Here is a 22,392-nt window from a genome sequence, read left to right on the forward strand (position 1 = left end):
CCGATGGCTGGCGTCACGTCAAATTAGGAAAGAAAATGATGAGCTTCAAACCTGCCGCACTGGCGGTTTCACTGACCGTCGCGCTAAGCGGCTGCGCCGCGCCCGAGTCATTCAAACGGGCGCTGGGCGCATCGCCACCCCCGACCGCCTCCGAGCGTCTGGCCGCTGGCCGCGCGCAGCTGGCCAACAATCCCAACGACATCGAAGCAAACAAGAACGTGGTCCGCGACGACATCGCCGTGGCGCGCGAGATCCTGCAACGTGTGCGCGTGAAGATGGAAGCGGGCGACGAGCAGGAAGCGTTGACAGAGGTGCACGAACTGCTGGCCATGAACCCGGGCAACATGCGCGGGCAGCAGCTGAAGGCGCAGCTGGAGCAGCGTCTTCATCTGAAAGAGGAGCTGGCCGAGGCCGCCGCCATGCAGCACGACCGCCCGGCCGAGGCGTTGTACAAGGTCAACCGCATCCTGCAAGAGCAACCGGGCTATGCGCAGGCCGAGGCGCTGCGCAACCAGATGCAGCGCCGGGATGCGGGGCGCCACGCGGCCCGGCCCAGGCTGGCTGACGCGCTGCGCAAGCCGGTGTCGCTGAACTTCAAGTCGCAGCCTATCGTGCAGATTCTGGACGCGATCTCGCTCGCGGCCGGTGTGGACTTTGTGCTGGACCCGGACGTGCAGACGACGATGCCGGCCAGCATCATGGCCCGTCAGACCACGGCGGAAGATGCGATCAACCTGCTGTTGCGCACCAATCAGCTGGAAAAGAAGGTGCTGGACCAGCACAGCCTGTTGATCTACCCGGCCCGCGCGGACAAGGAAAAGGAATACCGCGAGCTCATGGTGCGCGTGTTCTACCTGGATCAGGCGAATGCCACGCACGTGCTGGCGGCCTTGCGGCAGATCAGCGCACCGAAGAACGTGCATCTGGATGAGCGCGCCAACGCGGTGCTGGTGCGCGACACGCCGGAAGTCATGGCGGTGGTGGAGCGGGTGGTGGCGGCGCTGGACATCGCGCAGTCGGAAGTCACCATGGACGTGCAAGTACTGGAAGTGAACGCCAATGACGAGCTGGAAGTCGGTGTCGACTACCCCAGCGATCTGCGTTTTTCGATTCTGCCGCAAGGTGAAAGCGGCAGAGTCACCGTGCGCGACCTGCTGAACCTGAACCAGGGCAAGATCGGCGTGGGCAGCCGCAATGATCTTTCCGTGGCGTTGAACATGCTGCAAAAGCGGGGCAAGACGAAGGTGCTGGCCAATCCGAAGATACGGGTGCGCAATATGGAAAAGGCCAGCATCAAGATCGGCGAAAAGGTGCCGGTGGTGACGACGACAAACGCCAACGGCGTGGTGACGGAATCGGTCAACTATCAGGATGTCGGGTTGATCCTGCAAGTGGAGCCGCGCATCAGCCTGAGCAACGAAGTCAGCGTCAAGGTCAGCATGGAAGTCAGCAACCTCAAGGGTGAGGTCAAGACGGCGGGCGGCGGCATCGTCTACCCGATGAGCACGCGTAACGCTGAAACGGTGATGACCGCACGCGATGGTGAAACCCAAGTGCTGGCCGGCCTGGTGAACCAGCAGCAGACGCGCAGCAGCAGCGGCTTGCCAGGCCTGAGCGTGATGGGATGGCTGGGCAGCCTGTTCGGCGGCCAGAAAAAGACGGATCAAACCACCGAGATCGTCTTGCTGCTGACGCCGCACATCGAACGTTCGATGGCGCTGCCGTCGGCCTCCGACAGCTACTTCCCGTCCGGCACGGAGTCACGCGTTACGGTGGTTCCGATGACGACGCAAGCCCCGGCGCCCGCGCCGGCCGCACCCGCTGCGGCCTCGGGTGAAGCGTCCCCGGCGCTGGACGCGGCGCTGGCGAAGCCGCCGTTCTAAGGCGCCAGCATGCGTAAGCAATCCGGGTTCACGTTGATTGAGATGCTGGCGGCCATGACGTTGCTGGCGTTGTTGCTGAGCGTGGCGGTGCCGTTTTCGGCGCTGGTGAATCAGCGCGCCAAGGAAACTGAACTGCGCCACAGCCTGCAAGTTATCCGCAACGCCATTGACGCGTATTACCAGGCCAGCCGCGAAGGCAAGATCGAGAAGTCGGTAGACCGCAGCGGCTACCCGCCAGACCTCGACAGCCTGGTCAAAGGGGTGCAAGACAAGACAGACCCCAATGGCGGCAACATTTATTTCCTGCGCCGCCTGCCCGCGGACCCCATGTGCGAACACTGCGAGGGGCGCGCGGCGGCCGACACCTGGGACACGCGCAGTTACGACAGTTCGGCGGAATCTTTTTCGTCGGGCCGAGATGTATTTGATGTGCGGTCCAAGAACCGCCGAGAGGGTATCAATGGCATTCCATACACGGCGTGGTAGACGCGCATGCGCCGGCTTCACACTGATCGAACTGCTGGCCGTCATGGCCATCATCGGCGCGCTGATGTCGCTGGTGGCGCCGTCCTTCCTGAAAAGCAATGACCGCGCACGCGAAACCGTGCTGCGGCACAACCTGCAAGCGATCCGGCATGCGCTGGACGACTACCGCGCGGATCATGGCGCTAACCCCGACACGCTTGAAGCGCTGGTCTCTGCGCGCTATCTGCGCGAGTTGCCGATGGACCCGGTTACGGGCCGGCGCGATAGCTGGCAGCCGCAGCGGGGAGAAGAGAGCGGGGTGAATGACGTGATCAGCGGCGCCAAGGGCGCCGGCCTGGATGGGCTTGACTATGCAAGCTGGTAGGCGCGGTGGCGCGCGCGAGGAAGGCTCGGCCTACCTGGCGATCTTGATGCTGGTGCTGGCGGTGTCCACGGGCCTGGCTGCGGTGGCGCAGCCCTGGCACACCAAGAAAGTGCGCGAACAAGAGGCGGAGCTGCTGTTTATTGGCAAACAGTTTCAGCGGGCTTTGGCGTCTTACTACCGGTCAGGCACTGCGCCCGCCTATCCGAAGACGATGGAGGCGCTGCTCAAGGACGACCGCGTGTCGTTCACGCGCCGGCATTTGCGGCGCGTCTACACGGACCCGATCACGGGCAGCCAGGAATGGGGCATCGTCAAATCGCCCGACGGAGGAATCATGGGCGTGTACAGCCTGTCGGAACGCGCGCCGCTCAAGCAGGATGGCTTTGAGGCGGAACTGGGAGACTTGTCGGGCAAGTCCAGTTATCAGGACTGGAAGTTTGTTTTCTTCGACGCTATGTGATCTTGGGGAACTCCCGGGGGGGAGGCAGGTCTTGATAAAGCGCCAGGAGATCTAGCGCCAGGAGATCAAGCGCCCGGGCATCAAGCGCCCGGCAATCAAGCATGCCGGTGTGCGTGTATAGCCAGTCAAAGCATAGATAGTCAAAAGATAGATAGTCAAAAGAGTGCGAATTTTCGTCGGATTTTGATAATTGTCTTGCGCCTATTTCCTTTGAGAAAGTTCTTATTGTTGCTGCTATCCCCGCATGAAATCATTCTTCCGGGGTATCAAATGTGATTGCCGGAATAAAAAAATAGTCATTCGGGAATTGCCGCCAATAGGAAATCTGCCGAATGATCGTCGCGATTCTCGAAGACTCTCCCGCTCAGGTTGAGTGGGTCACCAAGCTGCTGCAACGCCATGGCCATCAGGTCTATACACGCGGCGATGGCGACAGCTTTATCGCCTTGTTGAAAACGCAGCCGGCTGACGTCGTGTTGTTGGACTGGGAAGTGCCGGGCGCGTCCGGCATGGCGGTGCTGAAGTGGGCGCGCAGCAATATGTCGCCCAAGCTGCCCATCCTGATGGTGACGCAGCGCGACGACGAAGAAAGCATCGTTCAGGCGCTGAACCAGGGCGCTGATGACTATCTGCAAAAGCCGGTGCGTGAACGCGAACTGCTGGCGCGCATGACTGCGCAGTTGCGCAAGTCGCAACGGGACGAAGCCAATAGCTCGCTATTTCAAGTGGGGCACTTCGCCTTCAACCTGGATGCCAAAACCGTCACCGTGGACGGGCGTCCCGTCAGCTTGCCGACGCGTGAATTTGATTTGGCCACGCTGTTGTTCAGAAACCCCGGACGCATCATCACCAAAGATGCGCTCAGCAAACACATCTGGGGCACGGCCGATCGCAAATACGACGCCAGCTTGGCGACTTATGTCAGCAATCTGCGTTCGTCGCTCGGCCTGCGCTCGCGTAATGGCTACGTGATCGCCACCGTATACAACTACGGCTACCGCTTGGAACGCATGCATTGATTCGCGGGCCGTCTTCCCGGCGTTGCTGACTGCTCCGCCACGGTGGCCGTGGCTTCGGTGTTTCCCTCTTTCCTGACTTGCCGCTTGCGCGCCGCCGGCTGATTTCCGCCGCGATTGCGCCGCGCGTTTCCCTGTTCCCGAATCGACTATGAAACTGCTACTTCAGCCTTTCCTGCGCTTGGGCGCGAAAAAGAACGATGCGCTGCTGTTTTGCAACCTGGGCATCATCTTGCTGTGCTTCGCCATGCCCACAGGTGAGCATCCCATCACCTCGGCCGCGCCGGGCGTATGGATGGACCTTGGCATTCTGGCTTGTCTGGCGCTGGTGTTCATCATGTCGGGCCAATCGCGGTTGCGTCTTCGCGCCTTGGCGTGGCTGGCCGGCTTCTGGGTGGTGGCGGCCGTGGTGGTGATCACCGCGCGCACCTGGACGCCGATGTTCGCACCGGTATGGGGTGGCGTGCTGGCCTATTGCTGCGTGGCGCGGTGGCGCTTTGAAGCGGCGCGGTCGGCGCGCCGAGAGCGTGTGTTGAAGCAGGCCGCGGGCGCGGCGGATGCCGCCGCGCTGGCGCCTCAAGTCTGCCCGAAAGACACTGCGCGCGACCGCGAAGTGATGCTGCAAATGATGCACGACCTGCGCAGCCCTTTGTCGACGGTGTTGGTGATGCTGGAAAAGCAAAGCGCGCAAAGCAATGACCCGCGGCACGACGAGTTCGTGGACTCGGTGCGCGATCTGGTGCAGTACAGCTTGTCGGTGGCGCAAGACTGCATGTACGTCTCGCGCGCTGAACGCTTGGACAAGGCCAAATTTCTGCCCGTGTCCCTGCAAGATCTGGGGCGCGAAGCGGTGGACCAGACCGAACTGCTGGCCGAACGAAAGTGCATCGACATCCGAGTCCGCGAATGCAAGGAAACGATGTGGGTGTCGGGCGATTACTGCATGCTGTTGCGCGCCGTGGTGAATGTGCTGGATAACGCGATCAAGTATTCGGGTCCGTCTTCGCAGATTACGTTGACGGTGCAGCGGCAAGGCGACATGGGCCGCATCTGCGTAGCGGATCAGGGCATCGGTATTCAGGACGTTGATGTGCCGAAGCTTTGCCAGGCGTTCTACCAGATTGAATCCGGCGGCCGGCGTGGCGATGGGGTGGGCCTGGGGTTGTCGCTCGTCATGGCGGTGGCCGATGCGCACAGTGGAAAGTTGGCGGTCGAATCGCGGCCCGACGCAGGCAGTATTTTTTCGCTGACGTTTCCGTTGATGCACAAAGAATCAAACGAAAAAAAATGCGCGGAAAGGCGCGGAAAATTCAGTGCAAGCCTGCATCCTGCCTCATGACAAAGCGCCTTTATGGCGCTTTTTTTTAGACTGTGTTGAGAATGATTTTGGTGATGAAAGCGGCGCGGAATAATGGCATCGCTTCGCGGGTTTCGTGCATTTTTCCGATGCCAGTCGCGTGCATAGAACCATCCCAAAATAAGGATATTTGATGAAAAAAACTTCCCTGCGCGGCGCAGCCGGCAAGCTGGCGTTGCCGGTTGCCGCTCTGACCCAAGCTGTGCTGATGGCCATGGCTCCGGCCACGGTTTCGGCCCACGGTTCGATGATCGATCCTCCTAGCCGTGAATACGGTTGCAACACGCACGACACGCCGTGGAATAACCCCAAGCATTCGGGTTGCGGCAAGATCGCTGGTCTGGCGGGCAGCTGGCAGTCCAACGCCATTCTTGGCGTGAAGAGCAACCACAAAGACTTCATCCGTGACGGCCTGCTGTGCGCGGGCGGCAAGGAAAGCTGGAAGGAACTGGACGGCAACCACGAATGGCCCACCACGGTTGTCACGCCTGACGCCAACGGCAACGTGCAGTTCAAGTACATGCAGACCGCAGCTCACGTCAGCACGTACTTCAAGACCTACATCAGCAAGGACAGCTACGACCCCAAGCGCGGCCTGCGTTGGGACGATCTGGAACTGATCGGCGACACCGGCTTCCTGCCGCGTCCGGCCAATAACTCGATCACCCCGCTTGACGTCAAGATCCCGCCGCACCTGACTGGCAAGCGCGTGATTTACAGCGTGTGGCAACGTGACCCCAGCGACAACGCTGAAGGTTTCTACGCGTGCTCGAACGTGGAAGTGATGCCCGCTAACGTGCAATGGCAAGCCAGCGGCGCGCTGCAAGGCGGCCAGGTGGATACCGGTTCGAAGATGACCCTGCGTGTGTTCGATCTGAGCCGCACGGGCGATCTGGAAAGCCATTCGATCATGGTCAAGGCCGGTGAAGAAAAGGCGGCCCAGTGGATGTACGCGCTGGCCAAGGAAGTCAACAGCAAGTCGTCCGTGATCAAGGTCGGCAAGATGGGGACCAACGGCCAGGTTGTGCCGCAGCAAAGCGACACTGAAAACCAGGTTTATGGCCTGAACAAGAAGGTGGGCTTCGCGATTGACCAGAAGGCTCCCGAGCCGGTCGATCCCCCACCCGTTGTCATCAACCCGCCCAAGGCTGAACTGACTGGCCCGGCAACGGCCAAGGCTGGCGAGCGCGTTTCGCTGTCGGCCAAGGGGTCGAACAACGGTGGCGGCAAGCTGCAATTCCAATGGACCGCTCCGGCTGGCATCACCGCTTCGGCGCTGAACCAGGCTGACCTGAGCTTCACGGCTCCGGCCCTGGCGCAAGACAAGTCCTACTCGTTCACCGTCAAGGTCACGAACGAAAAGGGTTCGTCGAGCAAGTCGCATTCCGTGCTGGTGAAGAAGCAGGAACAAACCGGCGGCGGCTCTGACGGCGGCAACACTGGCGGCACCGGCGGCGGCAACAACGGCGGCACCGATGGCGGCAACACCGGCGGCGCCGGCACGTACCCGGCCTACAAGGAAGGCACGACGTACGCGGCGGGCGACAAGGTGTCGAACGGTGGCAAGAACTACCAGTGCAAGATCTGGCCCTACACCGCATGGTGCAGCACCTCGCCGTTCCACTACGCGCCCGGCAAGGGCCTGAACTGGGACCAGGCTTGGGACCTGATCAAGTAAACCTGCTTGATCGCAAGTTATAGCGGTTATCGAAAATCGTAAAAAAGCCGTGGGTAATAAGGCGGCGCCAAGTAGTGACTCTTCCCTCGCACGAAAGTGCGGGGGATTTTTTTTGCCGGGCTTCAAGCGATTCCACAGAAGGCGCGGCCAGTGTGGTTAAAGCGCTTTGAGAAAGCATTCAACAACTTTGAGTGCGAGTCAGCTTGCGGCCGAGAATGGTCTCACTGCGCGGAACAGGCTCGTTCATGCAGTGATTCTTCAACTCTCTTCTTATAAATAGATACCAATGAGATCTTTCAAACTTACGTTGCTCGGTGGCGTGGTATTGGCAGCAATGTCCGGTACGGCTTTGGCGCACGGCACCATGTCCTTTCCGAAGGCGCGCGTTCTGCACTGCTACGCGGGTAGTCAGAGCGAAGGCTGCCAAGCCTACAAAGCGCAAGGCGGCAGTGTGTACGACTGGCGTGAAATCTGGCAGAAGCCGGGTGGCGAAGCCACGTTCCCGACCACGCCGGGCGATCGCCTGTGCGACGGCGGCACCAAGGCGTCGCATCGCGGCCTGAACGCGCTGGCCCAATGGCCCGTGACCACGCTGAAACCCGATGCCAATGGCAAGGTCACGCTGAAGTGGAACCACACCGTGGCTCACCGCACGAAGTCGATTCAGTTCTTCGTGACGAAGATGCCGTACGACTCCACCAAGCCCTTGCAATTTTCCGACCTGGAAAAGTTCTGCGAACAGCGCGACTTCACGCCGGCGATCGCCGGTGAAAACCGCGAACAGGAATACAGCTGCACGTTGCCTCCGGGCAAGACGGGCCGCCACCTGATCGTTAGCGTGTGGAACACGAACCACGTGGGCGATGGCGTCACCTCTGGTGAGTCGTATCGCGCATGCGGCGACGTAAACATCGAAGGCACGGCCAACATCAATCTGCCGACCGACATCGGCGCGCTGTACAAGATCGGCCAACCCGTGGCGGGCGATTCGCTGGTGTGGCGCCTGGCTGATCCCAAGCGTAATGGCGAGTACCTGGAACAGTTGCGCGTGCCGCTGGACGCGAACGCCATCCAGGGCGAGCGCTGGACGAAGGCCCTGGGCGATGCCGTCAACAGCACGTCGCAACGCGTTCGTGTCGGTTTGCTGGGCGCCGACGGCAAGACCGTGACCGCCACTGAAGGGTTGGACAAGTCGCACGTCTACTCGATCGACGGCAATAAGTACCACTTTGCCGTGACGAAGGAATCGGCCGCGGTTGAGCCGCCGCCTCCCGAGGTGATCGCGCCGCAATCGGCCATCACTGGCCCCGCCAGCGCGCAAGCGGGTCAGAAGGTGCAGTTGTCTGGCTCGGCGTCGACCGGCAGCGACCTGAAGTTCTCGTGGACGGTGCCGGCCGGCATCAGCGCCGCCGTGAAGAACCAGCCCACCCTGAGCTTTGTTGCCCCCACGCTGACGAAGGACCAGCAGTACTCCTTCAAGCTGACCACCAGCAACAGCAAGGGCGCCTCGGACGCGACCCACGTGGTGACGGTCAAGGCCAAGCCGGTGGTTGACGAAGGTAATAACGGCGGCAACAACGGCGGCAACAACGGCGGCAACGACGGCGTGACCGACGGTTCCGTGCCGGCCTACAAGGCAGGCACCGCCTACAAGCCGCTGGAGCGCGTGACGAACCTGGGCAAGGTCTACGAGTGCAAGCCGTGGCCCTACACCAACTGGTGCGGCCAGTCGCCATTCCACTACGAGCCCGGCAAGGGCCTGTACTGGAGCCAGGCCTGGAACCTGATCAAGTAACGCACCCGCGTTAGCAGGCGCCGCCGCGCCTCGCGCAGCGGCGCCTGATTGACGCCAGCCCCTTTCGGCCAGCCCCCTTTCGACTCTGGAGGGGGGCTTTTTCTTATCGCGTTTTTTTATCCGGCGGCTAGCCGGATCGCGGAAGACTCATGAAAAAAACGATGCATCTGTCACTGCTCGCGCTCTTGTTTGGCGCGGGTTTCATTCCCGCTACGCACGCGGCGCAAGCCGATGAGCCTAGGCCCATTTTTGTCCGGCTGAAGGCGGAAGCGCCGAACCCGGCGCTGCGCCGCGCGGGCAACCCCGAAAGCTTGCAGGCCATGGAAGACCTGAAGCGTCTGACGCCTGCCATGCGTCCGTTGGTCTCCTTGTCGCCCATGTCTCGCAGCGTGGAAGACATTGAGGCGCTGGAGCGCCATAACCTGCTGCGTTATTACCAGATTCCCGCTGAAGCGCTGCAAGGTGTCGATGCGCAAGCGCTGGTTGCGCAACTGCTGGCCAATCCGCTGGTCGACAGTGCTCAGATCGAGCCGGTTCCGATGTCGATGAAGGAAGGCGCTGATAGTGGCGCCGAACCCGCCAACAGTATTGCGGGCATTCCCGACTTCACGGATTGCGCATCGACCAACGGCAAGAGCTGCCAAAGCTACATGGGACCGGCTGCGCCCTATGCCGCCTGGAAGCTGGGCGGCATCAACGCGTTTGAAGCACAACGCCTGACGGGCCACTATGGCAACAACGTCCGTTTGTTCTCTAACGAGCTCGAACACTGGGACTATGACCACATCGATCTGCCCAAGCCTTTCATGGTGCATAGCAGCGCCAACGCCGTGACGGGTGGCCACGACACCATGTCGGCCGGCATCATGTTCGGCCAGAACAATGGGTTTGGCGTCACGGGCGTGGTGCCGAATGCTCAAGCTGGCTACACGCAATACAGCGTTGGCGGCATGATCGACCTGCGCCACGTGCTGCGTGCCGGCGACGTGCTGCAAATTGGCGTGCATTACAAGTGGGGTCACGGATGCGGCCCGAATGTGACGTGCTATCTGCCGGTTGAGCACGTTGATGCCGTCTTCGACGCCATCTCGTACCTGGTCCAGGAAAAGGGCGTGCACGTCATTCTGGCGGCTGCCAACGGTAACGCCAACCTGGATGATCCGTGGTTCAAGGGCCGCTATGACCGCCGCGTGCGGGATTCCGGTTCGATCTATGTGGGCGCGGCCAACCCCGCCAGCGGCGCACGGGCAGGCTTCTCCGAATATGGAAGCCGGGTCGACGTGTTCAGTTGGGGCGGCCAGGTGACCACGACTTCTTGGGCCGATGGCAAGCACGACCTGTACACGACCAACTTCTCTGGCACCTCGTCCGCCAACCCCATCATTGCCGGCGGCGTGGCGTGGTTGCAGAGCCTGGCCCGCGAACGCGGCCTGGGCAACATCCCGCCCCAGACCATGCGCCAGATTTTGGTGGACAGCGGCAACCCGTTGCCCGTCGTGGACCCAGTCAGAAACATCGGCGTGCAACCCGACCTGGTGCGTGCGGCAGAACTGCTGGGCGGCGACGTGCTGGGCGGGCAACCCCCGCAAGCTCACTTGACCGGACCCGCCACCGCACAGGCGGGTGACAAGGTTGTCTTGTCCGCCGCCAAGTCCAGCGGCAAGGATCTGGCGTATGCGTGGAGCAGCCAGCCGGCGCTGACGTTCGCCAAGCAAGGGGCCGAAGCCAGCTTCGTCGCGCCCGAAAGCACGCAGGACGTGGCGTATCGCATCACGGTGAAGGTGACGGACGCGCAAGGCCGCACCGCGTCCACGCATCATGGCGTCCAGGTCAAGGCGAAGGCCGCGGCCGGCGTGTGCGCGCAGGCGCCCGCGTGGGACGCGAAGAAGATCTACAACGTTCCGAACGAGGCCGTTTCTTATAAGGGCAAGCTGTATCGCCAGAACTACTGGAACGTGGACGCAGCGCCGGACGTGAACTCGGCGCAGTGGGGCAAGCCGTGGAAGTCGCCGGAAGCGTGCGATCTGGAACCCGCGCCGATTCCGTTGCCTGTCGCCAAGATCAGCGGGCCGGTTGAAGTGAAGGCCATGGAGCGCGTGACGTTGTCGGCCAGCGCGTCGACGGGCCAAGGGCTGAAGTTTGTCTGGACCAGCATGGATGGCATGCCGCTGGATGCCGCGGGCAACACCGCGTCCTTCACGGCGCCGCCTTTGGGTGCGGACCGCAGCTTCACGTTCAAGCTTGCCGTCACCGATGACCGCGGCAGGACGGCGACGGCCAGCCATGTCGTGAAGGTCAAGGCCAAGGAGCAGATCCCGGAAGTGATCGCGCCCCAAGCCAAGCTGAGCGGCCCGGCCAAGGTGCGCGCGGGTGAACGTGTCACGTTGTCCGGCAAGGCGTCCGTGGGCACGGACCTGCGCTACCGTTGGACGGCGCCCGCAGGCATTTCGGCGGCCACGTTGGATCAGGCCGACCTGAGCTTTGTGGCGCCGGCCGCCACGAAGGACACGCCGTACCGCTTTACGCTGACGGTGAGCAACGCGCGCGGCGAGGCCCAGGCCAGCCATACCGTTACCGTAACGGCTCAGCCGGCGGTGGGTGGCGTGCCGCAGTACCAGGTTGGCGCGACTTACAAGGCGGGCGATAAGGTCCAGAACGGCGGCAAGACCTACGAGTGCAAACTGTGGCCGTATGAAGGCTGGTGCAGCGCTTCGCCGTCGCACTACGCGCCGGGTACGGGTTCGCACTGGCGTGACGCCTGGATTCTGCGCTAAGCGTCTGAAGGTTAAAGGCTGAACGTTTCCAGCCCCCACCGGGTTCGCCCGGCGGGGGCTTTTTCATGGATGGGAAGTGGAAAGTGGGAATTGGGAATTGGGGATCGGGAATCGGGAATTGAGGATTATTCACGCATCTCGCAGATGACCCGGTGCGTGCGCAACACCCGCTTCGCGTCCAGATAGCAGAGCATCACATCGTTTTCCAGGCAGGCCAGCGTAGCGGCGCTAGCCAGCTCCGGCGGCAGGTGCGAAAGATCAAACGCAATGCGTTCGTCGGGCCCGGCCTCGTGGCGGATTTGTCCCAGGATGTGGCCCAGCCGTGTGTATTGCTGGTGGATGTCTGGTGTGTCCGGCAGAGCGCGTGCGCGCAGCCGAATGCCGATCGCCGCGCAGGGCGCTTCAAGCGGTGTCAGCTCGTTGGGTTGCAGGTACAGGGCGTGCAGCGTATGCAGGGGCGGGCGCCCGCTCATCGGCAGCGCATCCAGCAGTGCCTGCCCGCCTGTTGCGCGCGTCACCAGATGCGCCATGGCGGGCGCCGCGACGGGCTGGCTCAGGCGATATAGATGGCGGCGCTTGAAGTGGTGCACGGCCAGCGTGGACGTGGCGAACATCAGGAACAACGCGGCCAGCAGCGGCACCAGCCAGATCATCAGGCTGGGGTGGTCGGTGAAGGGGTGCTGGTAGTTCTCGACGGCCTGCGGGTACAGATATCGCAGCAGCGGCTTGAACATCAACCCTTCGTTCAAGGCATCCGTTACCCAGCTGATCAGTACGACGGAGCTGATGGCGTAGCCCGCCGTTTTCAAGCGGTGCAACAGTACGGAGCGGCTGATTCTTGTCATGGGGCGGGCTAATTGGCGGCAATCGTGTCGACAATTGGCTCGTGGTTTTCCTGCCGGTCCAGGAACTTGGCGGCCATTTCGGTATAGAAGGCCTCGAAGAGCACGGCGATATTGACGAAGTGCTCGCGAATGCGCCGTCTGTCAGCCTCGGTGTTGGCAAAGGTCGACAACACGCTCCAGACGAAATCGATGTGCTCGTCGGCGATGTCGTGGCTGACGTGGGCGGATTGGCCCCTTGCCGCGCCATCGCCAAAGTTGCGTTCGATATTGCTGATCCACTTCGGCTGTGTCTTGTTCGCCAGCGATTCGATCAGGTAAGCGCTGCACAGCGAGGCCAGCGGGCGGCCTTCATGCTCCAGTCCGTAATAGAAATACCCCTGGAGCAGCTTCGTCGACAGCAGCGGGTCGGTGGAATAGATCTCTTCCTTGGTCACCCCGATGCGTTCCAGGTCGGTGGCGAACAGGCTGTCGTGCAGCATTTCGTCTTCGGTGTATCCCGCCCACTTCTTGGCCAGCACCGGATCGGTCTTCGTGAAGTAGTGAACCGTCAGGGCGTCAATCACGCGCTTCAAGCGCAGGCGCAGGATGATCTCGATAACATGCCGTTTGTAGTATTCCGGGTCAATGGCGTCGCTGGTCAGCAGATGATCCGCGCCCTTGACCGTTTGATAGAAGCGCGTCAGCCGGCGCTCTAGCAAGGCATCGATCTCGGCGCGGAAGTCGGGGGTCGAAACAGGAACTGGGAGCGTCATCATGGGAAGTCGCCTGAAGAGTGGGGTTGCGCAAGGACTCAGACAGCCAGAGTAGGGGCGGCGTCGTCATTCGAACAGATGACCTTTCTGATATTGCCGCGCAAACCGTTATGGGCGTTTGACCATACAGTTTGGGGTATGCTCGGCCGAGCCGCTCTGGTGCAGCGTTCAACACGTGTAGACGAGGGAGGTTCGACGCGCAGCGTATGTTCACACTCGACAGACAGGGACGAGACACGCTCGTCGATCAGATTTATGAGGGCGTGCAAGGGCTGATCACTACGGGCCACTGGCCCGTGGGCGCAAGGCTTCCGTCAGTGCGGCGCTTGGCCAGTGATCTCGATGTCAGCATCTTCACCGTCTCGTCGGCCTATTCGCGGCTGGTCTCGGATGGTGTGCTGTTCTCGCGGGTGGGCGCCGGTTTTTTCGTGGCGCTGCCCAAGCCGGACATCCTGAATGCGGAACACAAGAGCGCCTTGCGGCGGCCAGATTGCGCGGCAGATTATGTGTTGAATGCGGTTGATCTCGGCCGATATGCGGTGCCGGCGGGTTCTGGTTTCGTGCCGGAAGATTGGCTGCAAGACGCCATTCCGCCTGCGGTGGTGGGCCGCCTGATGCGCCAGGAAGTGTCAATTTCGACACCGGTCTCCGTGATGGGCTTGCCGCTGTTGCGTGAGCAGATTGCGTCACGCCTGGCTGACATCAGGATCAATGCGCAGCCCACGCAGATTGTGACGACCTGCGGCGCGACGCATGCGTTTTCACTGGTCAGCACGATGCTGCTGGGGCCGGGCGACACGGTGGTGGTCGAAGAGCCGGGCTACATGATGCATAAAGCGCAGCTCGTGAAAACGGGAGCGGCCATCGTTCCGGTGCCGCGCACGCCCGACGGGCCTGATCTGGACAGGCTGGAAGCAGTGGCCAAACAGGTCCGGCCCAAGGCGTTCGTGATTCAGCCTGTACTGCACAACCCGACGGGCTTCACGCTGTCGCCCGCCTGCGCATATCGACTGCTGACACTTGCCGAGCGCTATGGCTTTTATGTCATCGAAGACGACGTATTTGGCAGCCTGTGCACCGAACGCCATCTGCGCCTGAGCGCGCTGGATGGCTTTAGCCGCGTCTTCTACATCAGCAGCTTCACCAAGGTGCTGAGCCCCGCCTTGCGCGTCGGGTTCGTCGCGTGCCCGCCGGCGTTCTGCGAACCCATCATCGAGGCGAAGATACTTTCGGTGCAGCACAGTTCGTCATTGCAAGAAACCATCGTGGCGCATGTGTTGCGGTCTGGGCGGTATCAGGCGCACTTGAGCGCATTGCGTGGCCGCATCCTGAAAGCGCACTCGGCGGCTCGGGTGGCGTTGTCCGAAGTCGGCGTGGCATTCGACGGGCCACCCAACGACGGGCTGTTTCTGTGGGGAAGGCTCGCGGCGGAAGTCGATATCGACGGGCTTATCGATGCCGCATTTTGCGATGGGATATTTCTGCTGAGCGGGACGCTGTTTTCGGTGCGCGGCGATTTCGAGCGGCATATGCGCTTTAACGTCGGCTATTCGAGCGACCCGCGCCTGTGCGCATTGCTGGATCGCTTTCGTGCCGGTGCGGCCTTGCAGCCTATGCCCAGGTATGCCAGCGCACGAAAACGACAGGCATGAAAAAAGGGCCCGTAGGCCCTTTTTAGTGATTCGCAGAACTTCTGAAGAAACGCTGCAAATCTGAATTTGGAGCGGGAGACGAGTCTCGAACTCGCGACCTCAACCTTGGCAAGGTTGCGCTCTACCAACTGAGCTACTCCCGCATGGGTTCCGACTTAGCACTGCTCAGAACCTGTTTTTTTATTCACTCTGATCAACTTGGTTATCGATCAGAAGGCGCGCATCTTACATGATTTTTTTGAGTTTGTCATGAGCCTGATGTCTTTTTGCTTTTTTCGCCGAGATCTCTTTGCAGAGCGGCTGTTGAAAAAGGCAGTGAATTCAGACCCAAACACTCAATCAAGTAATATGAGCGAAGACAGAAACTATAGCACAACCCGTAGCACCCATGTCAAATCCTTCTGCTATCAACCCGGCGCCAAGCGCGCTGATCCCCATCACGCAAGACCTGAGCCGGCTCAATACGCTGGGGCTCGCCTCTCAAGCCCAGGCGTTCGTGTCGCTGGACGACGTGGCGCAATTGCCCGCCTTGTCGGCCCTGGCGCGCGAAGCAGAATCGTTGCTGGTGTTAGGCGGGGGCAGCAATTTGGTGCTGCCCGAGCGTGTGCCGGGTCTGGTGGCGAAAGTGGCGTTCAAGGGCGTGCGGTTGCTGGAACGCCGGCCGGATGCCTGGATCATCGAAGCGGCCGGGGGCGAGAGCTGGCATGGCTTCGTGGAAACCTGCGTGAACAACGGATGGGATGGCCTGGAAAATCTGGCGCTGATTCCCGGCACCGTAGGCGCGGCCCCGGTTCAGAACATCGGCGCCTATGGCGTGGAGTTCGAAGAACGCTTTCACAGCCTGACGGCGTGGGATGTGCCGGCCGGACGGCTGGTTGAGATGAGCGCGGCCGATTGCCGTTTTTCGTACCGCGACAGCGCCTTCAAGCACGATGCGCCAGGCCGCTGGGTCATCGTCAGCGTGCGGTTCGCGCTGCCGCGCCCGTGGCAGCCGGTACTGGGATATCCCGATTTGCAGCGCCATGCCGCACTCGCTGAAGGGGCGCCCACCGCGCGTGGCATTTTCGACGCGGTCTGCGAGATTCGCCGCGCGAAGTTGCCCGACCCCGCCGTGACGGGTAACGCCGGCAGCTTCTTCAAGAACCCCATCGTTGCGGCCAATGTGCGCGATGGCTTGGCGGAACGCTTTCCGGGGCTGGTCTCGTATGCGCAGCCCGACGGCCGCTACAAGCTGGCGGCAGGCTGGCTGATCGATCAGTGCGGCTGGAAGGGGCAAGCGCTGGGGGCGGCCGGGGTGCATGACCGGCAAGCGCTGGTGTTGGTGAACCGCGGCGGCGCCACGGCGGCCGACATCATGGGCCTGGCCCACGCCATCCAGGCGGCGGTGCAGGCGCGTTATGGCGTCAGTCTGGAACCCGAACCCGTCGTGGTGTGAACGGCGGCGCAAGGCAAACGAAAAAAAGGACCCGCAGGGGTCCTTTTTCATGCACGCGGGTCAGAGCAGGGCTTACAGCCCCAGCACCGATTGCATGTCGTACAGACCGTTGTGCTTGTCTTCCAGGAAGCGCGTGGCGCGCAGCGCGCCTTCGGCGTAGGTGGCGCGGCTGCCCGAGCGGTGCGTGATTTCGATACGTTCGCCGATGCCGCAGAACGACACCGTGTGATCGCCCACGATATCGCCGCCGCGCAGCACCGAGAAGCCGATGGTGCCGGGTTTGCGCACGCCGGTGTCGCCGTGGCGGCTCCAGGTGGCGACATCAGGCAGCGCTACATCCCAGGCCGACGCAATGGTTTCGCCCATCTTCAAGGCCGTGCCAGAGGGCGCGTCGACCTTGTTGCGGTGGTGCGCTTCGAACACTTCGACGTCGTAGCCGGAATTCAGGATGCGGGCGGCCATGTCCAGCAGCTTCAGCGTGGCGTTCACGCCCACGCTCATGTTGGGCGCGAACACGATGGCGATCTTTTGTGCGGCGACTTCAATCGCGGCGCGGCCGTTGTCATCGAAGCCCGTCGTGCCGATGACGGCGCGCGTGCCGTGCTTGACGCAAGCTTGCAGGTGTTCCAGCGTGCCTTCGGGGCGCGTGAAGTCGATCAGGCAATCAGCGTTGGCCAGGGCGTCGAGATCATCGGTGATGAAGACGCCCGTCTGTTTGCCCAACGGGGCGCCGGCATCCTGGCCCAGGGCGGTTGAACCCTTGCGGTCCAGCGCAACCGTCAGTTGCAGGTCGGTGGACTTGAGGATGGCGTCGATCAGCATTTGGCCCATACGGCCGCTGGCGCCGGCAATTGCAATACGCATGAAAAAAATCCTTGGGGTTACCGGAGCGGCTCGGGCGCGTTGCCGGGCTGGCCGGGGTACTGGTTCAGCGGGCTGACGGGGGCTGCGGCGTCACGCTTTTGCAGCGCTTCTTCTTGCTTGATCCGCTCCATGTCCTGATCCAGGCGCTTGTCGGCCTTTTCGTCCGCCGTGCTGCTGGGCGTATTCAGTTGATACGGTTGCAAGTCGGGTTGCTTGTCGCCTTCCCAGCGGGTCAGGCGGTCGTTTTCGAACCAGACGGTGAACTTGCGCTCGCGGGCTTCGCCGTAGCCGGGCTTGTAGTAGTAGGGGTAGTCCCAGCGGTTGGCGTGCAGCACGCTGGTCAGCGTGGGGCTGCCCAACGCGAAGCGCACTTGCTCGCGCGTCATGCCCGGCTGCAGCAGCGAGACTTGCTCCTGGGTGATCCAGTTGCCCTGCTGGACACCGGCTTTGTAGGGGAAGCCCCACTTGTCCCCCGTGCAACCAGCAAGGGCGACGGCCAGGGCGGCAACGGCCAATCCGGTCTTCAGTGAGCGGGAGGGAATTCGTGCAATCATGGACACTACGCGCCCCTATTATTTGGAAGCAGACAAAACCGTTATCATAAAGGTTTCATAAGGATAGTTCCGCGGGGCGGCATGAATTCAGGTGAGCCGGCTCGCGGCGCACCCCAATCCTTGCCCATGCCAACGCGGACGGAGAGCGATTACACCATGAGCGACCAAAGCGAACTGAAGAACATGGGTTTGAAGGCGACGTTTCCGCGCCTGAAAATTCTTGATATTTTCCGCAAATCCGACCAGCGGCACCTTAGCGCCGAAGACGTTTACCGCGCCCTGATTGGCGAAAACGTCGAAATTGGCCTGGCGACGGTCTATCGCGTGCTGACGCAGTTCGAACAAGCCGGCATTCTTGCCCGCAGCCAGTTCGACAGCGGCAAGGCCGTGTTCGAGCTCAACGACGGCGATCACCACGATCACCTGATTTGCACGAATTGCGGCACGGTGGTCGAGTTCTCAGACCCGGACATCGAAAAGCGTCAGCAGAAGATTGCCAAGGACAACGGCTTTGCGCTGGAAAGCCATGCCATGGTGCTTTACGGCATCTGCGGCAGCTGCATGAAAGGCCGCTAATCCGCTAGCGTCCGCCCCACGGTCCGTGGCCGCGCTCACTGCGGGCCAGTGAGATCAAAAGCCCCTCGTAACAGTAGGGGCTTTTTTTATGGGCGGCGCTGAAAAGAAAACCCCCGTGCCTGAGCGTGGGGGGAGGCGGTCTGTCTTTTTAGCCGGTGACGCATTGAAGGCGTCATTCACCCGCGGGCTGGCCGAACCCTTCAAGCATCTCGCGTGCGTGTTCTCGTGTGGTGGCGGTGAGCTTGATGCCGCCCAGCATCCGGGCGATTTCTTCGACACGGGCGGCCGCGTCCAGTTCTTCGATGCTGGAGCGCGTAGTGCCGCGGGATTCGGTCTTGCTGACCAGGAACTGGTTGTTGGCGCAGGCGGCCACTTGCGGCAAGTGCGTGACGCACAGCACCTGATGGCGTTCACCGAGTTCGCGCAGAAGTTTGCCCACGGCTTCGGCCACCGCGCCGCCAACCCCGCTGTCGACTTCGTCGAAGATCAGCGTCGGCACGCGTGCCGCGCGGCTGGCGATGACGGACAGCGCCAGCGAAATACGCGACAGTTCGCCGCCCGAGGCCACTTTGGCCAGGGGGCGGGGCGTGGTGCCAGCATGGCCCGCCACCAGGAATTCCACTTGCTCATTGCCGTGCGCGGACGGCGCGCCTGCCGCCAGCGTGGGCTCAAACTTGCCGCCTTGCATGGCCAGCGTTTGCATGGCCAGCGTGACTTGTTTGCCAAGGTCTTTTGCGACCTTGCGGCGCGCCGTGGTGAGTTTCGCTGCGGCCGCGTCGTACTGGGCTTGGGCGGTGACGGCTTGGGCGCGCAGCGCGTCGATGTCGCCGGCGGCCTGCAACGCGGCCAGCTCGGCGTGCAGCGCATCACGCAATTCGCACAAGGCATCGGGTTCGGTGCGGAATTTGCGGGCGGTTTCAAACACCAAGCCCAGCCGCGCTTCCACGTCGGCCAGCCGTTTCGGGTCGAGATCGACGCGGCTGACGTAGTTGTTCAGGTCAGACACCGCTTCGCTGATGGCGATGCGGGCCGATTCCAACTCGTCATACACGCCTTTCAGGCCGGGGTCGTGCCGCAGCATCTGCTGGATGCGGCTGTTGGCGGATGTGACGCGGTGATGCGCGGAATCGCCTTCGCCGTCCAGCGCTTCAAGAATTTGCGAGGCGCCGTCCAGTAGCGATTGCGAATGCGACAGCCGCGTGTGTTCGGATTGCAGCGATTCCCATTCGTCCGGGCCTAACGCCAGTTGGTCGAGCTCGTCGACCTGCCATTGCAGGCGGTCGCGTTCAGTGGCCAGGCTGGCCGCATCTTTTTCGGCCGCTTCTAATTGCCGCGCCAGCGCGCGCCACTGCTTCCAGGCCTGGCCGACGGCTTGGCGCAGATCGCCATGGCCGCCATGGGCGTCGAGCAAGTCGCGTTGGGCATCGGGGCGCATCAGGCTTTGGTGGGCGTGCTGGCCATGGATGTCGACCAGGCTGTCGCCCAGTTCGCGCAGTTGCGCGACGGTGGCCGGCGTGCCATTGATGTAGGCGCGGCTGCGGCCTTGTGCATCGATCACGCGGCGCAGCGACAATTCGTCATCGGCGTCGATCTCGCGTTCGGCCAGCCAGGCGTGCAGGGATTTAGGCGTGTCGAAAACGGCGGTGATGTCGGCACGCGGCGCGCCTTCGCGCAGCATGCTGGCGTCGCCGCGTTCGCCCAGCGTCAGCGCCAGCGCGTCCACCAGAATGGATTTGCCCGCGCCGGTTTCGCCAGAGAAGACGGTAAAGCCGGGGCCGAAATGGATTTCCGTTTGTTCGACGATGACGAAGTCGCGGATATGCAGGGTGCGCAGCATGTCGGGGCGCTTACTACTCTACGTTGTCGGTGGCCTGGGGCATCAGGTTCCAGTGCAGCTTGCGGCGCAGGGTGGAAAAGAAGCTGTAGCCCTCAGGGTGCACGAAGCGGATGGTGTACGGCGCGCGCTGCACGACGATGCGGTCACCCGGTTGCAGGTCAGACCAGGTCTGCATGTCGAAATGCACGCTGGCGCCGACTTCCACGCGGCCCATTGCCGTCAGTGTCATGTTCAGCACGCCGGTGTCGGGAATCACGATAGGGCGGTTCGACAGCGTCTGCGGGGCCACGGGGACCAGCACCATGGCGTTCATGCCGGGATGCAGGATGGGGCCGTTGGCAGACAGCGCATACGCGGTGGAGCCAGTGGGCGTGGCGATGATCAGGCCGTCGGCGCGCTGCGTGTACATGAAGGCGCCGTCCAGCTCGACGCGCACTTCGATCATGCCGCCGCGGCCGGCGCGGTTCAGCACGACGTCGTTGAGCGCCGACGCGGAATACATTTTTTGATCGCCGCGCCACACGCTGCCTTCCAGCAGCATGCGTTCTTCGATCTGGAAGCTGCCTTCCAGCACACGCGCCAGCGCGCCGTGCGCATCTTGCAGCGGAATGTCGGTGATGAAGCCCAATCGGCCGTGGTTGATGCCGACCAGCGGCACGCCGTAAGGGGCCAGATGCCGGCCAGCTCCCAGCACGGTGCCGTCGCCGCCCATTACGACGGCCAGCGAGGCATTCTGGCCAATCTCTTCAAGGGTAGCGATGGGGTATTCGGTCAGGCCGGTGTTGCGCGCGGTGTCCGCATCGATGAGCACGTGCCTGCCCGCTTGCGTCAGCGCGTGCGCAAGTGCTCTCAGCGGTGTGTCCAGGCCGGTGTCCTGGTATCTGCCGATCAGGGCGACGGTAGGAAAGTGCATGGCTGCGTGCGTATCAAAAAGGCGAAATCCGAAAGCCGAAACGCGCCCGGAATGGGCCGTTTAGCCGATTATATGGGGCCGCATATCTGCTTGCGGGACAAAAATCGCCTTAATTGGAAAAGATTCCCTAAAATACCTGCTATGGATGACCGCGCACGCGCACTACTGAAAGCGTTGATAGAACGCTACATCGCCGATGGGCAGCCCGTCGGCTCGCGGACGCTATCGAAAGTCTTCGATTTGTCCCCAGCCACCATCCGCAACGTGATGGCGGATCTTGAAGAGCTGGGGCTGATCCACAGTCCGCACACCTCCGCCGGCCGGGTTCCCACGCCGCGGGGCTATCGCATGTTCGTCGATTCCCTGCTTGCCGTGCAGTCGTATCAGCTGCAACCCCACAACATGGGCGAAATGCTGTCGGCCGCCGAACCCACGCGCGCCGTCAACGCGGCCGCCGCCTTGCTGTCGAACCTGACGCAATTCGCGGGCGTGGTGCTGACGCCCAAGCGCGCCCAGGTGTTCCGCCAGATTGAATTCATCCGCCTGTCCGACAAGCGGGTGCTGCTGATCATCGTCACGCCCGACGGCGACGTCCAGAACCGCATTCTCTTTGTGCAGCGCGATTACGTCGAAGCCGAATTGCTGGAAGCCGGCAATTTCTTCAACATGCATTTCGCCGGCAAGTCCTTCAATGCGGTGCGGCAGACGTTATCGACCGAACTCGCCCAGTTGCGCGAAGACATTTCGCGCCTGATGCAGGCGGCGGTGGAAGCCAGCGCGGAAGCGGCGGAAGATGGCGACGCCATGATCATTTCCGGCGAACGCAAGCTGCTGGACGTGACGGACATTGCGTCCGACATGGACCGCCTGCGCAAAATGTTTTCGCTGTTCGAAAAGAAGACCGACCTGCTGCAACTGCTGGACGTGTCCAGCCGCGCGCAGGGCGTGCAGATCTACATCGGCGGCGACTCGCAACTGGTGCCGATGGAAGAAGTGTCGGTCATCACCGCGCCTTACGGCGTGGACGGCAAGGTGGTGGGCACGCTGGGCGTGATCGGCCCCACCCGCATGGCTTACGAGCGCGTCATTCCCATCGTGGACATCACGGCGCGCTTGTTGTCCAACGCCCTCAGCCACAACCAGTAGTTCCA

19 protein-coding genes and 1 tRNA gene are annotated in these 22,392 nt (G+C 62.1%); 13 read left to right on the forward strand and 7 right to left on the reverse strand.

Annotated elements, in window-relative coordinates:
* Positions 1-35: 35 nt before the first annotated feature.
* The 9 genes from ACFZAI_RS08545 (at position 36) to ACFZAI_RS08585 (ending at position 11,813) form a co-directional block, all read left to right on the forward strand.
* The gene (locus tag ACFZAI_RS08545) at positions 36-1,883 is read left to right on the forward strand and encodes a secretin N-terminal domain-containing protein (RefSeq protein ID WP_391566520.1); all 1,848 of its coding nucleotides are present in this window, start codon (positions 36-38) and stop codon (positions 1,881-1,883) included.
* A 9-nt stretch (positions 1,884-1,892) separates the two neighbouring features.
* Complete coding sequence (locus ACFZAI_RS08550) at positions 1,893-2,369, forward strand: type II secretion system protein (protein WP_391566521.1); 477 nt, start codon at positions 1,893-1,895, stop codon at positions 2,367-2,369.
* Positions 2,344-2,733 carry a type II secretion system protein gene (locus ACFZAI_RS08555; protein WP_391566522.1) on the forward strand — a complete coding sequence of 130 codons (390 nt, stop codon included), beginning with the start codon at positions 2,344-2,346 and terminating at the stop codon, positions 2,731-2,733. The genes ACFZAI_RS08550 and ACFZAI_RS08555 overlap by 26 nt, the downstream gene beginning before the upstream one ends.
* Complete coding sequence (locus ACFZAI_RS08560; RefSeq protein WP_391566523.1) at positions 2,720-3,193, forward strand: type II secretion system protein; 474 nt, start codon at positions 2,720-2,722, stop codon at positions 3,191-3,193. The genes ACFZAI_RS08555 and ACFZAI_RS08560 overlap by 14 nt, the downstream gene beginning before the upstream one ends.
* A 332-nt stretch (positions 3,194-3,525) precedes the next feature.
* Positions 3,526-4,212, forward strand: a complete 687-nt coding sequence (locus ACFZAI_RS08565; protein WP_391566524.1) for a response regulator transcription factor — start codon at positions 3,526-3,528, stop codon at positions 4,210-4,212.
* A 148-nt stretch (positions 4,213-4,360) separates the two neighbouring features.
* Complete coding sequence (locus ACFZAI_RS08570; RefSeq protein WP_391566525.1) at positions 4,361-5,548, forward strand: sensor histidine kinase; 1,188 nt, start codon at positions 4,361-4,363, stop codon at positions 5,546-5,548.
* A gap of 151 nt (positions 5,549-5,699) precedes the next feature.
* Positions 5,700-7,244, forward strand: a complete 1,545-nt coding sequence (locus ACFZAI_RS08575) for a lytic polysaccharide monooxygenase (protein WP_391566526.1) — start codon at positions 5,700-5,702, stop codon at positions 7,242-7,244.
* Between the two features lie 364 nt (positions 7,245-7,608).
* A complete protein-coding gene (locus ACFZAI_RS08580; RefSeq protein WP_391566527.1) occupies positions 7,609-9,039 on the forward strand; it encodes a lytic polysaccharide monooxygenase in 1,431 nt (476 codons plus the stop codon).
* A 149-nt stretch (positions 9,040-9,188) separates the two neighbouring features.
* On the forward strand, positions 9,189-11,813 hold the full coding sequence (locus ACFZAI_RS08585; RefSeq protein WP_391566528.1) for a S8 family serine peptidase: 2,625 nt from the start codon (positions 9,189-9,191) through the stop codon (positions 11,811-11,813).
* Positions 11,814-11,938: 125 nt separating this feature from the next.
* Here ACFZAI_RS08585 and ACFZAI_RS08590 read toward each other — a convergent pair whose 3' ends face one another.
* Both ACFZAI_RS08590 and ACFZAI_RS08595 read right to left on the reverse strand, forming a co-directional pair.
* Positions 11,939-12,658 (reverse strand): hypothetical protein, encoded by a 720-nt coding sequence (locus tag ACFZAI_RS08590; RefSeq protein WP_391566529.1) that lies wholly within the window; start codon positions 12,656-12,658, stop codon positions 11,939-11,941.
* Between the two features lie 8 nt (positions 12,659-12,666).
* Entirely contained in the window at positions 12,667-13,413 is a 747-nt protein-coding gene (locus ACFZAI_RS08595; RefSeq protein ID WP_391566530.1) for an iron-containing redox enzyme family protein, read from the reverse strand.
* A 203-nt stretch (positions 13,414-13,616) separates the two neighbouring features.
* On the opposite strand from ACFZAI_RS08595, the gene ACFZAI_RS08600 reads away from it, so the two are divergent.
* Complete coding sequence (locus ACFZAI_RS08600; protein ID WP_391566531.1) at positions 13,617-15,062, forward strand: PLP-dependent aminotransferase family protein; 1,446 nt, start codon at positions 13,617-13,619, stop codon at positions 15,060-15,062.
* A gap of 67 nt (positions 15,063-15,129) precedes the next feature.
* Here ACFZAI_RS08600 and ACFZAI_RS08605 read toward each other — a convergent pair.
* Positions 15,130-15,205, reverse strand: a tRNA-Gly gene (locus tag ACFZAI_RS08605).
* Between the two features lie 245 nt (positions 15,206-15,450).
* Between ACFZAI_RS08605 and murB the strand changes: the two genes are divergently transcribed.
* Positions 15,451-16,497, forward strand: a complete 1,047-nt coding sequence (murB, locus tag ACFZAI_RS08610; RefSeq protein WP_391566532.1) for a UDP-N-acetylmuramate dehydrogenase — start codon at positions 15,451-15,453, stop codon at positions 16,495-16,497.
* A 72-nt stretch (positions 16,498-16,569) separates the two neighbouring features.
* Here murB and dapB read toward each other — a convergent pair whose 3' ends face one another.
* Complete coding sequence (dapB, locus tag ACFZAI_RS08615; RefSeq protein WP_391566533.1) at positions 16,570-17,361, reverse strand: 4-hydroxy-tetrahydrodipicolinate reductase; 792 nt, start codon at positions 17,359-17,361, stop codon at positions 16,570-16,572.
* 17 nt (positions 17,362-17,378) lie between these two features.
* The gene (locus tag ACFZAI_RS08620) at positions 17,379-17,915 is read right to left on the reverse strand and encodes an outer membrane protein assembly factor BamE (protein WP_391566534.1); all 537 of its coding nucleotides are present in this window, start codon (positions 17,913-17,915) and stop codon (positions 17,379-17,381) included.
* Positions 17,916-18,071: 156 nt separating this feature from the next.
* On the opposite strand from ACFZAI_RS08620, the gene fur reads away from it, so the two are divergent.
* Positions 18,072-18,491 carry a ferric iron uptake transcriptional regulator gene (gene fur, locus ACFZAI_RS08625; protein ID WP_054424439.1) on the forward strand — a complete coding sequence of 140 codons (420 nt, stop codon included), beginning with the start codon at positions 18,072-18,074 and terminating at the stop codon, positions 18,489-18,491.
* Between the two features lie 172 nt (positions 18,492-18,663).
* Here the strand turns inward: fur and recN are convergent, their stop codons facing one another.
* Positions 18,664-20,328, reverse strand: a complete 1,665-nt coding sequence (recN, locus tag ACFZAI_RS08630) for a DNA repair protein RecN (RefSeq protein WP_391566535.1) — start codon at positions 20,326-20,328, stop codon at positions 18,664-18,666.
* 13 nt (positions 20,329-20,341) lie between these two features.
* Positions 20,342-21,241, reverse strand: coding sequence for an NAD kinase (locus ACFZAI_RS08635; protein WP_050727974.1), 900 nt, complete (start codon positions 21,239-21,241; stop codon positions 20,342-20,344).
* Between the two features lie 141 nt (positions 21,242-21,382).
* Between ACFZAI_RS08635 and hrcA the strand changes: the two genes are divergently transcribed.
* Entirely contained in the window at positions 21,383-22,387 is a 1,005-nt protein-coding gene (gene hrcA, locus ACFZAI_RS08640; RefSeq protein ID WP_006223542.1) for a heat-inducible transcriptional repressor HrcA, read from the forward strand.
* Positions 22,388-22,392: the final 5 nt, after the last annotated feature.

Origin of the sequence: Achromobacter sp. NPDC008082, from assembly GCF_042957345.1 — a bacterium.
Lineage (GTDB): Bacteria > Pseudomonadota > Gammaproteobacteria > Burkholderiales > Burkholderiaceae_B > Achromobacter > Achromobacter kerstersii_A.

Bases quoted from the DNA above. Each gene is read 5' to 3' on its own strand.
- ACFZAI_RS08560 (WP_391566523.1), top strand. From the start codon at position 2,720: ATGCAAGCTGGTAGGCGCGGTGGCGCGCGCGAGGAAGGCTCGGCCTAC.
- ACFZAI_RS08600 (WP_391566531.1), top strand. From the start codon at position 13,617: ATGTTCACACTCGACAGACAGGGACGAGACACGCTCGTCGATCAGATT.
- fur (WP_054424439.1), top strand. From the start codon at position 18,072: ATGAGCGACCAAAGCGAACTGAAGAACATGGGTTTGAAGGCGACGTTT.
- ACFZAI_RS08580 (WP_391566527.1), top strand. From the start codon at position 7,609: ATGTCCTTTCCGAAGGCGCGCGTTCTGCACTGCTACGCGGGTAGTCAG.
- dapB (WP_391566533.1), bottom strand. From the start codon at position 17,361: ATGCGTATTGCAATTGCCGGCGCCAGCGGCCGTATGGGCCAAATGCTG.
- recN (WP_391566535.1), bottom strand. From the start codon at position 20,328: ATGCTGCGCACCCTGCATATCCGCGACTTCGTCATCGTCGAACAAACG.
- ACFZAI_RS08620 (WP_391566534.1), bottom strand. From the start codon at position 17,915: ATGATTGCACGAATTCCCTCCCGCTCACTGAAGACCGGATTGGCCGTT.
- ACFZAI_RS08575 (WP_391566526.1), top strand. From the start codon at position 5,700: ATGAAAAAAACTTCCCTGCGCGGCGCAGCCGGCAAGCTGGCGTTGCCG.
- ACFZAI_RS08550 (WP_391566521.1), top strand. From the start codon at position 1,893: ATGCGTAAGCAATCCGGGTTCACGTTGATTGAGATGCTGGCGGCCATG.
- ACFZAI_RS08570 (WP_391566525.1), top strand. From the start codon at position 4,361: ATGAAACTGCTACTTCAGCCTTTCCTGCGCTTGGGCGCGAAAAAGAAC.
- ACFZAI_RS08555 (WP_391566522.1), top strand. From the start codon at position 2,344: ATGGCATTCCATACACGGCGTGGTAGACGCGCATGCGCCGGCTTCACA.
- ACFZAI_RS08585 (WP_391566528.1), top strand. From the start codon at position 9,189: ATGAAAAAAACGATGCATCTGTCACTGCTCGCGCTCTTGTTTGGCGCG.
- ACFZAI_RS08565 (WP_391566524.1), top strand. From the start codon at position 3,526: ATGATCGTCGCGATTCTCGAAGACTCTCCCGCTCAGGTTGAGTGGGTC.
- hrcA (WP_006223542.1), top strand. From the start codon at position 21,383: ATGGATGACCGCGCACGCGCACTACTGAAAGCGTTGATAGAACGCTAC.
- ACFZAI_RS08590 (WP_391566529.1), bottom strand. From the start codon at position 12,658: ATGACAAGAATCAGCCGCTCCGTACTGTTGCACCGCTTGAAAACGGCG.
- ACFZAI_RS08635 (WP_050727974.1), bottom strand. From the start codon at position 21,241: ATGCACTTTCCTACCGTCGCCCTGATCGGCAGATACCAGGACACCGGC.
- ACFZAI_RS08545 (WP_391566520.1), top strand. From the start codon at position 36: ATGATGAGCTTCAAACCTGCCGCACTGGCGGTTTCACTGACCGTCGCG.
- murB (WP_391566532.1), top strand. From the start codon at position 15,451: ATGTCAAATCCTTCTGCTATCAACCCGGCGCCAAGCGCGCTGATCCCC.
- ACFZAI_RS08595 (WP_391566530.1), bottom strand. From the start codon at position 13,413: ATGATGACGCTCCCAGTTCCTGTTTCGACCCCCGACTTCCGCGCCGAG.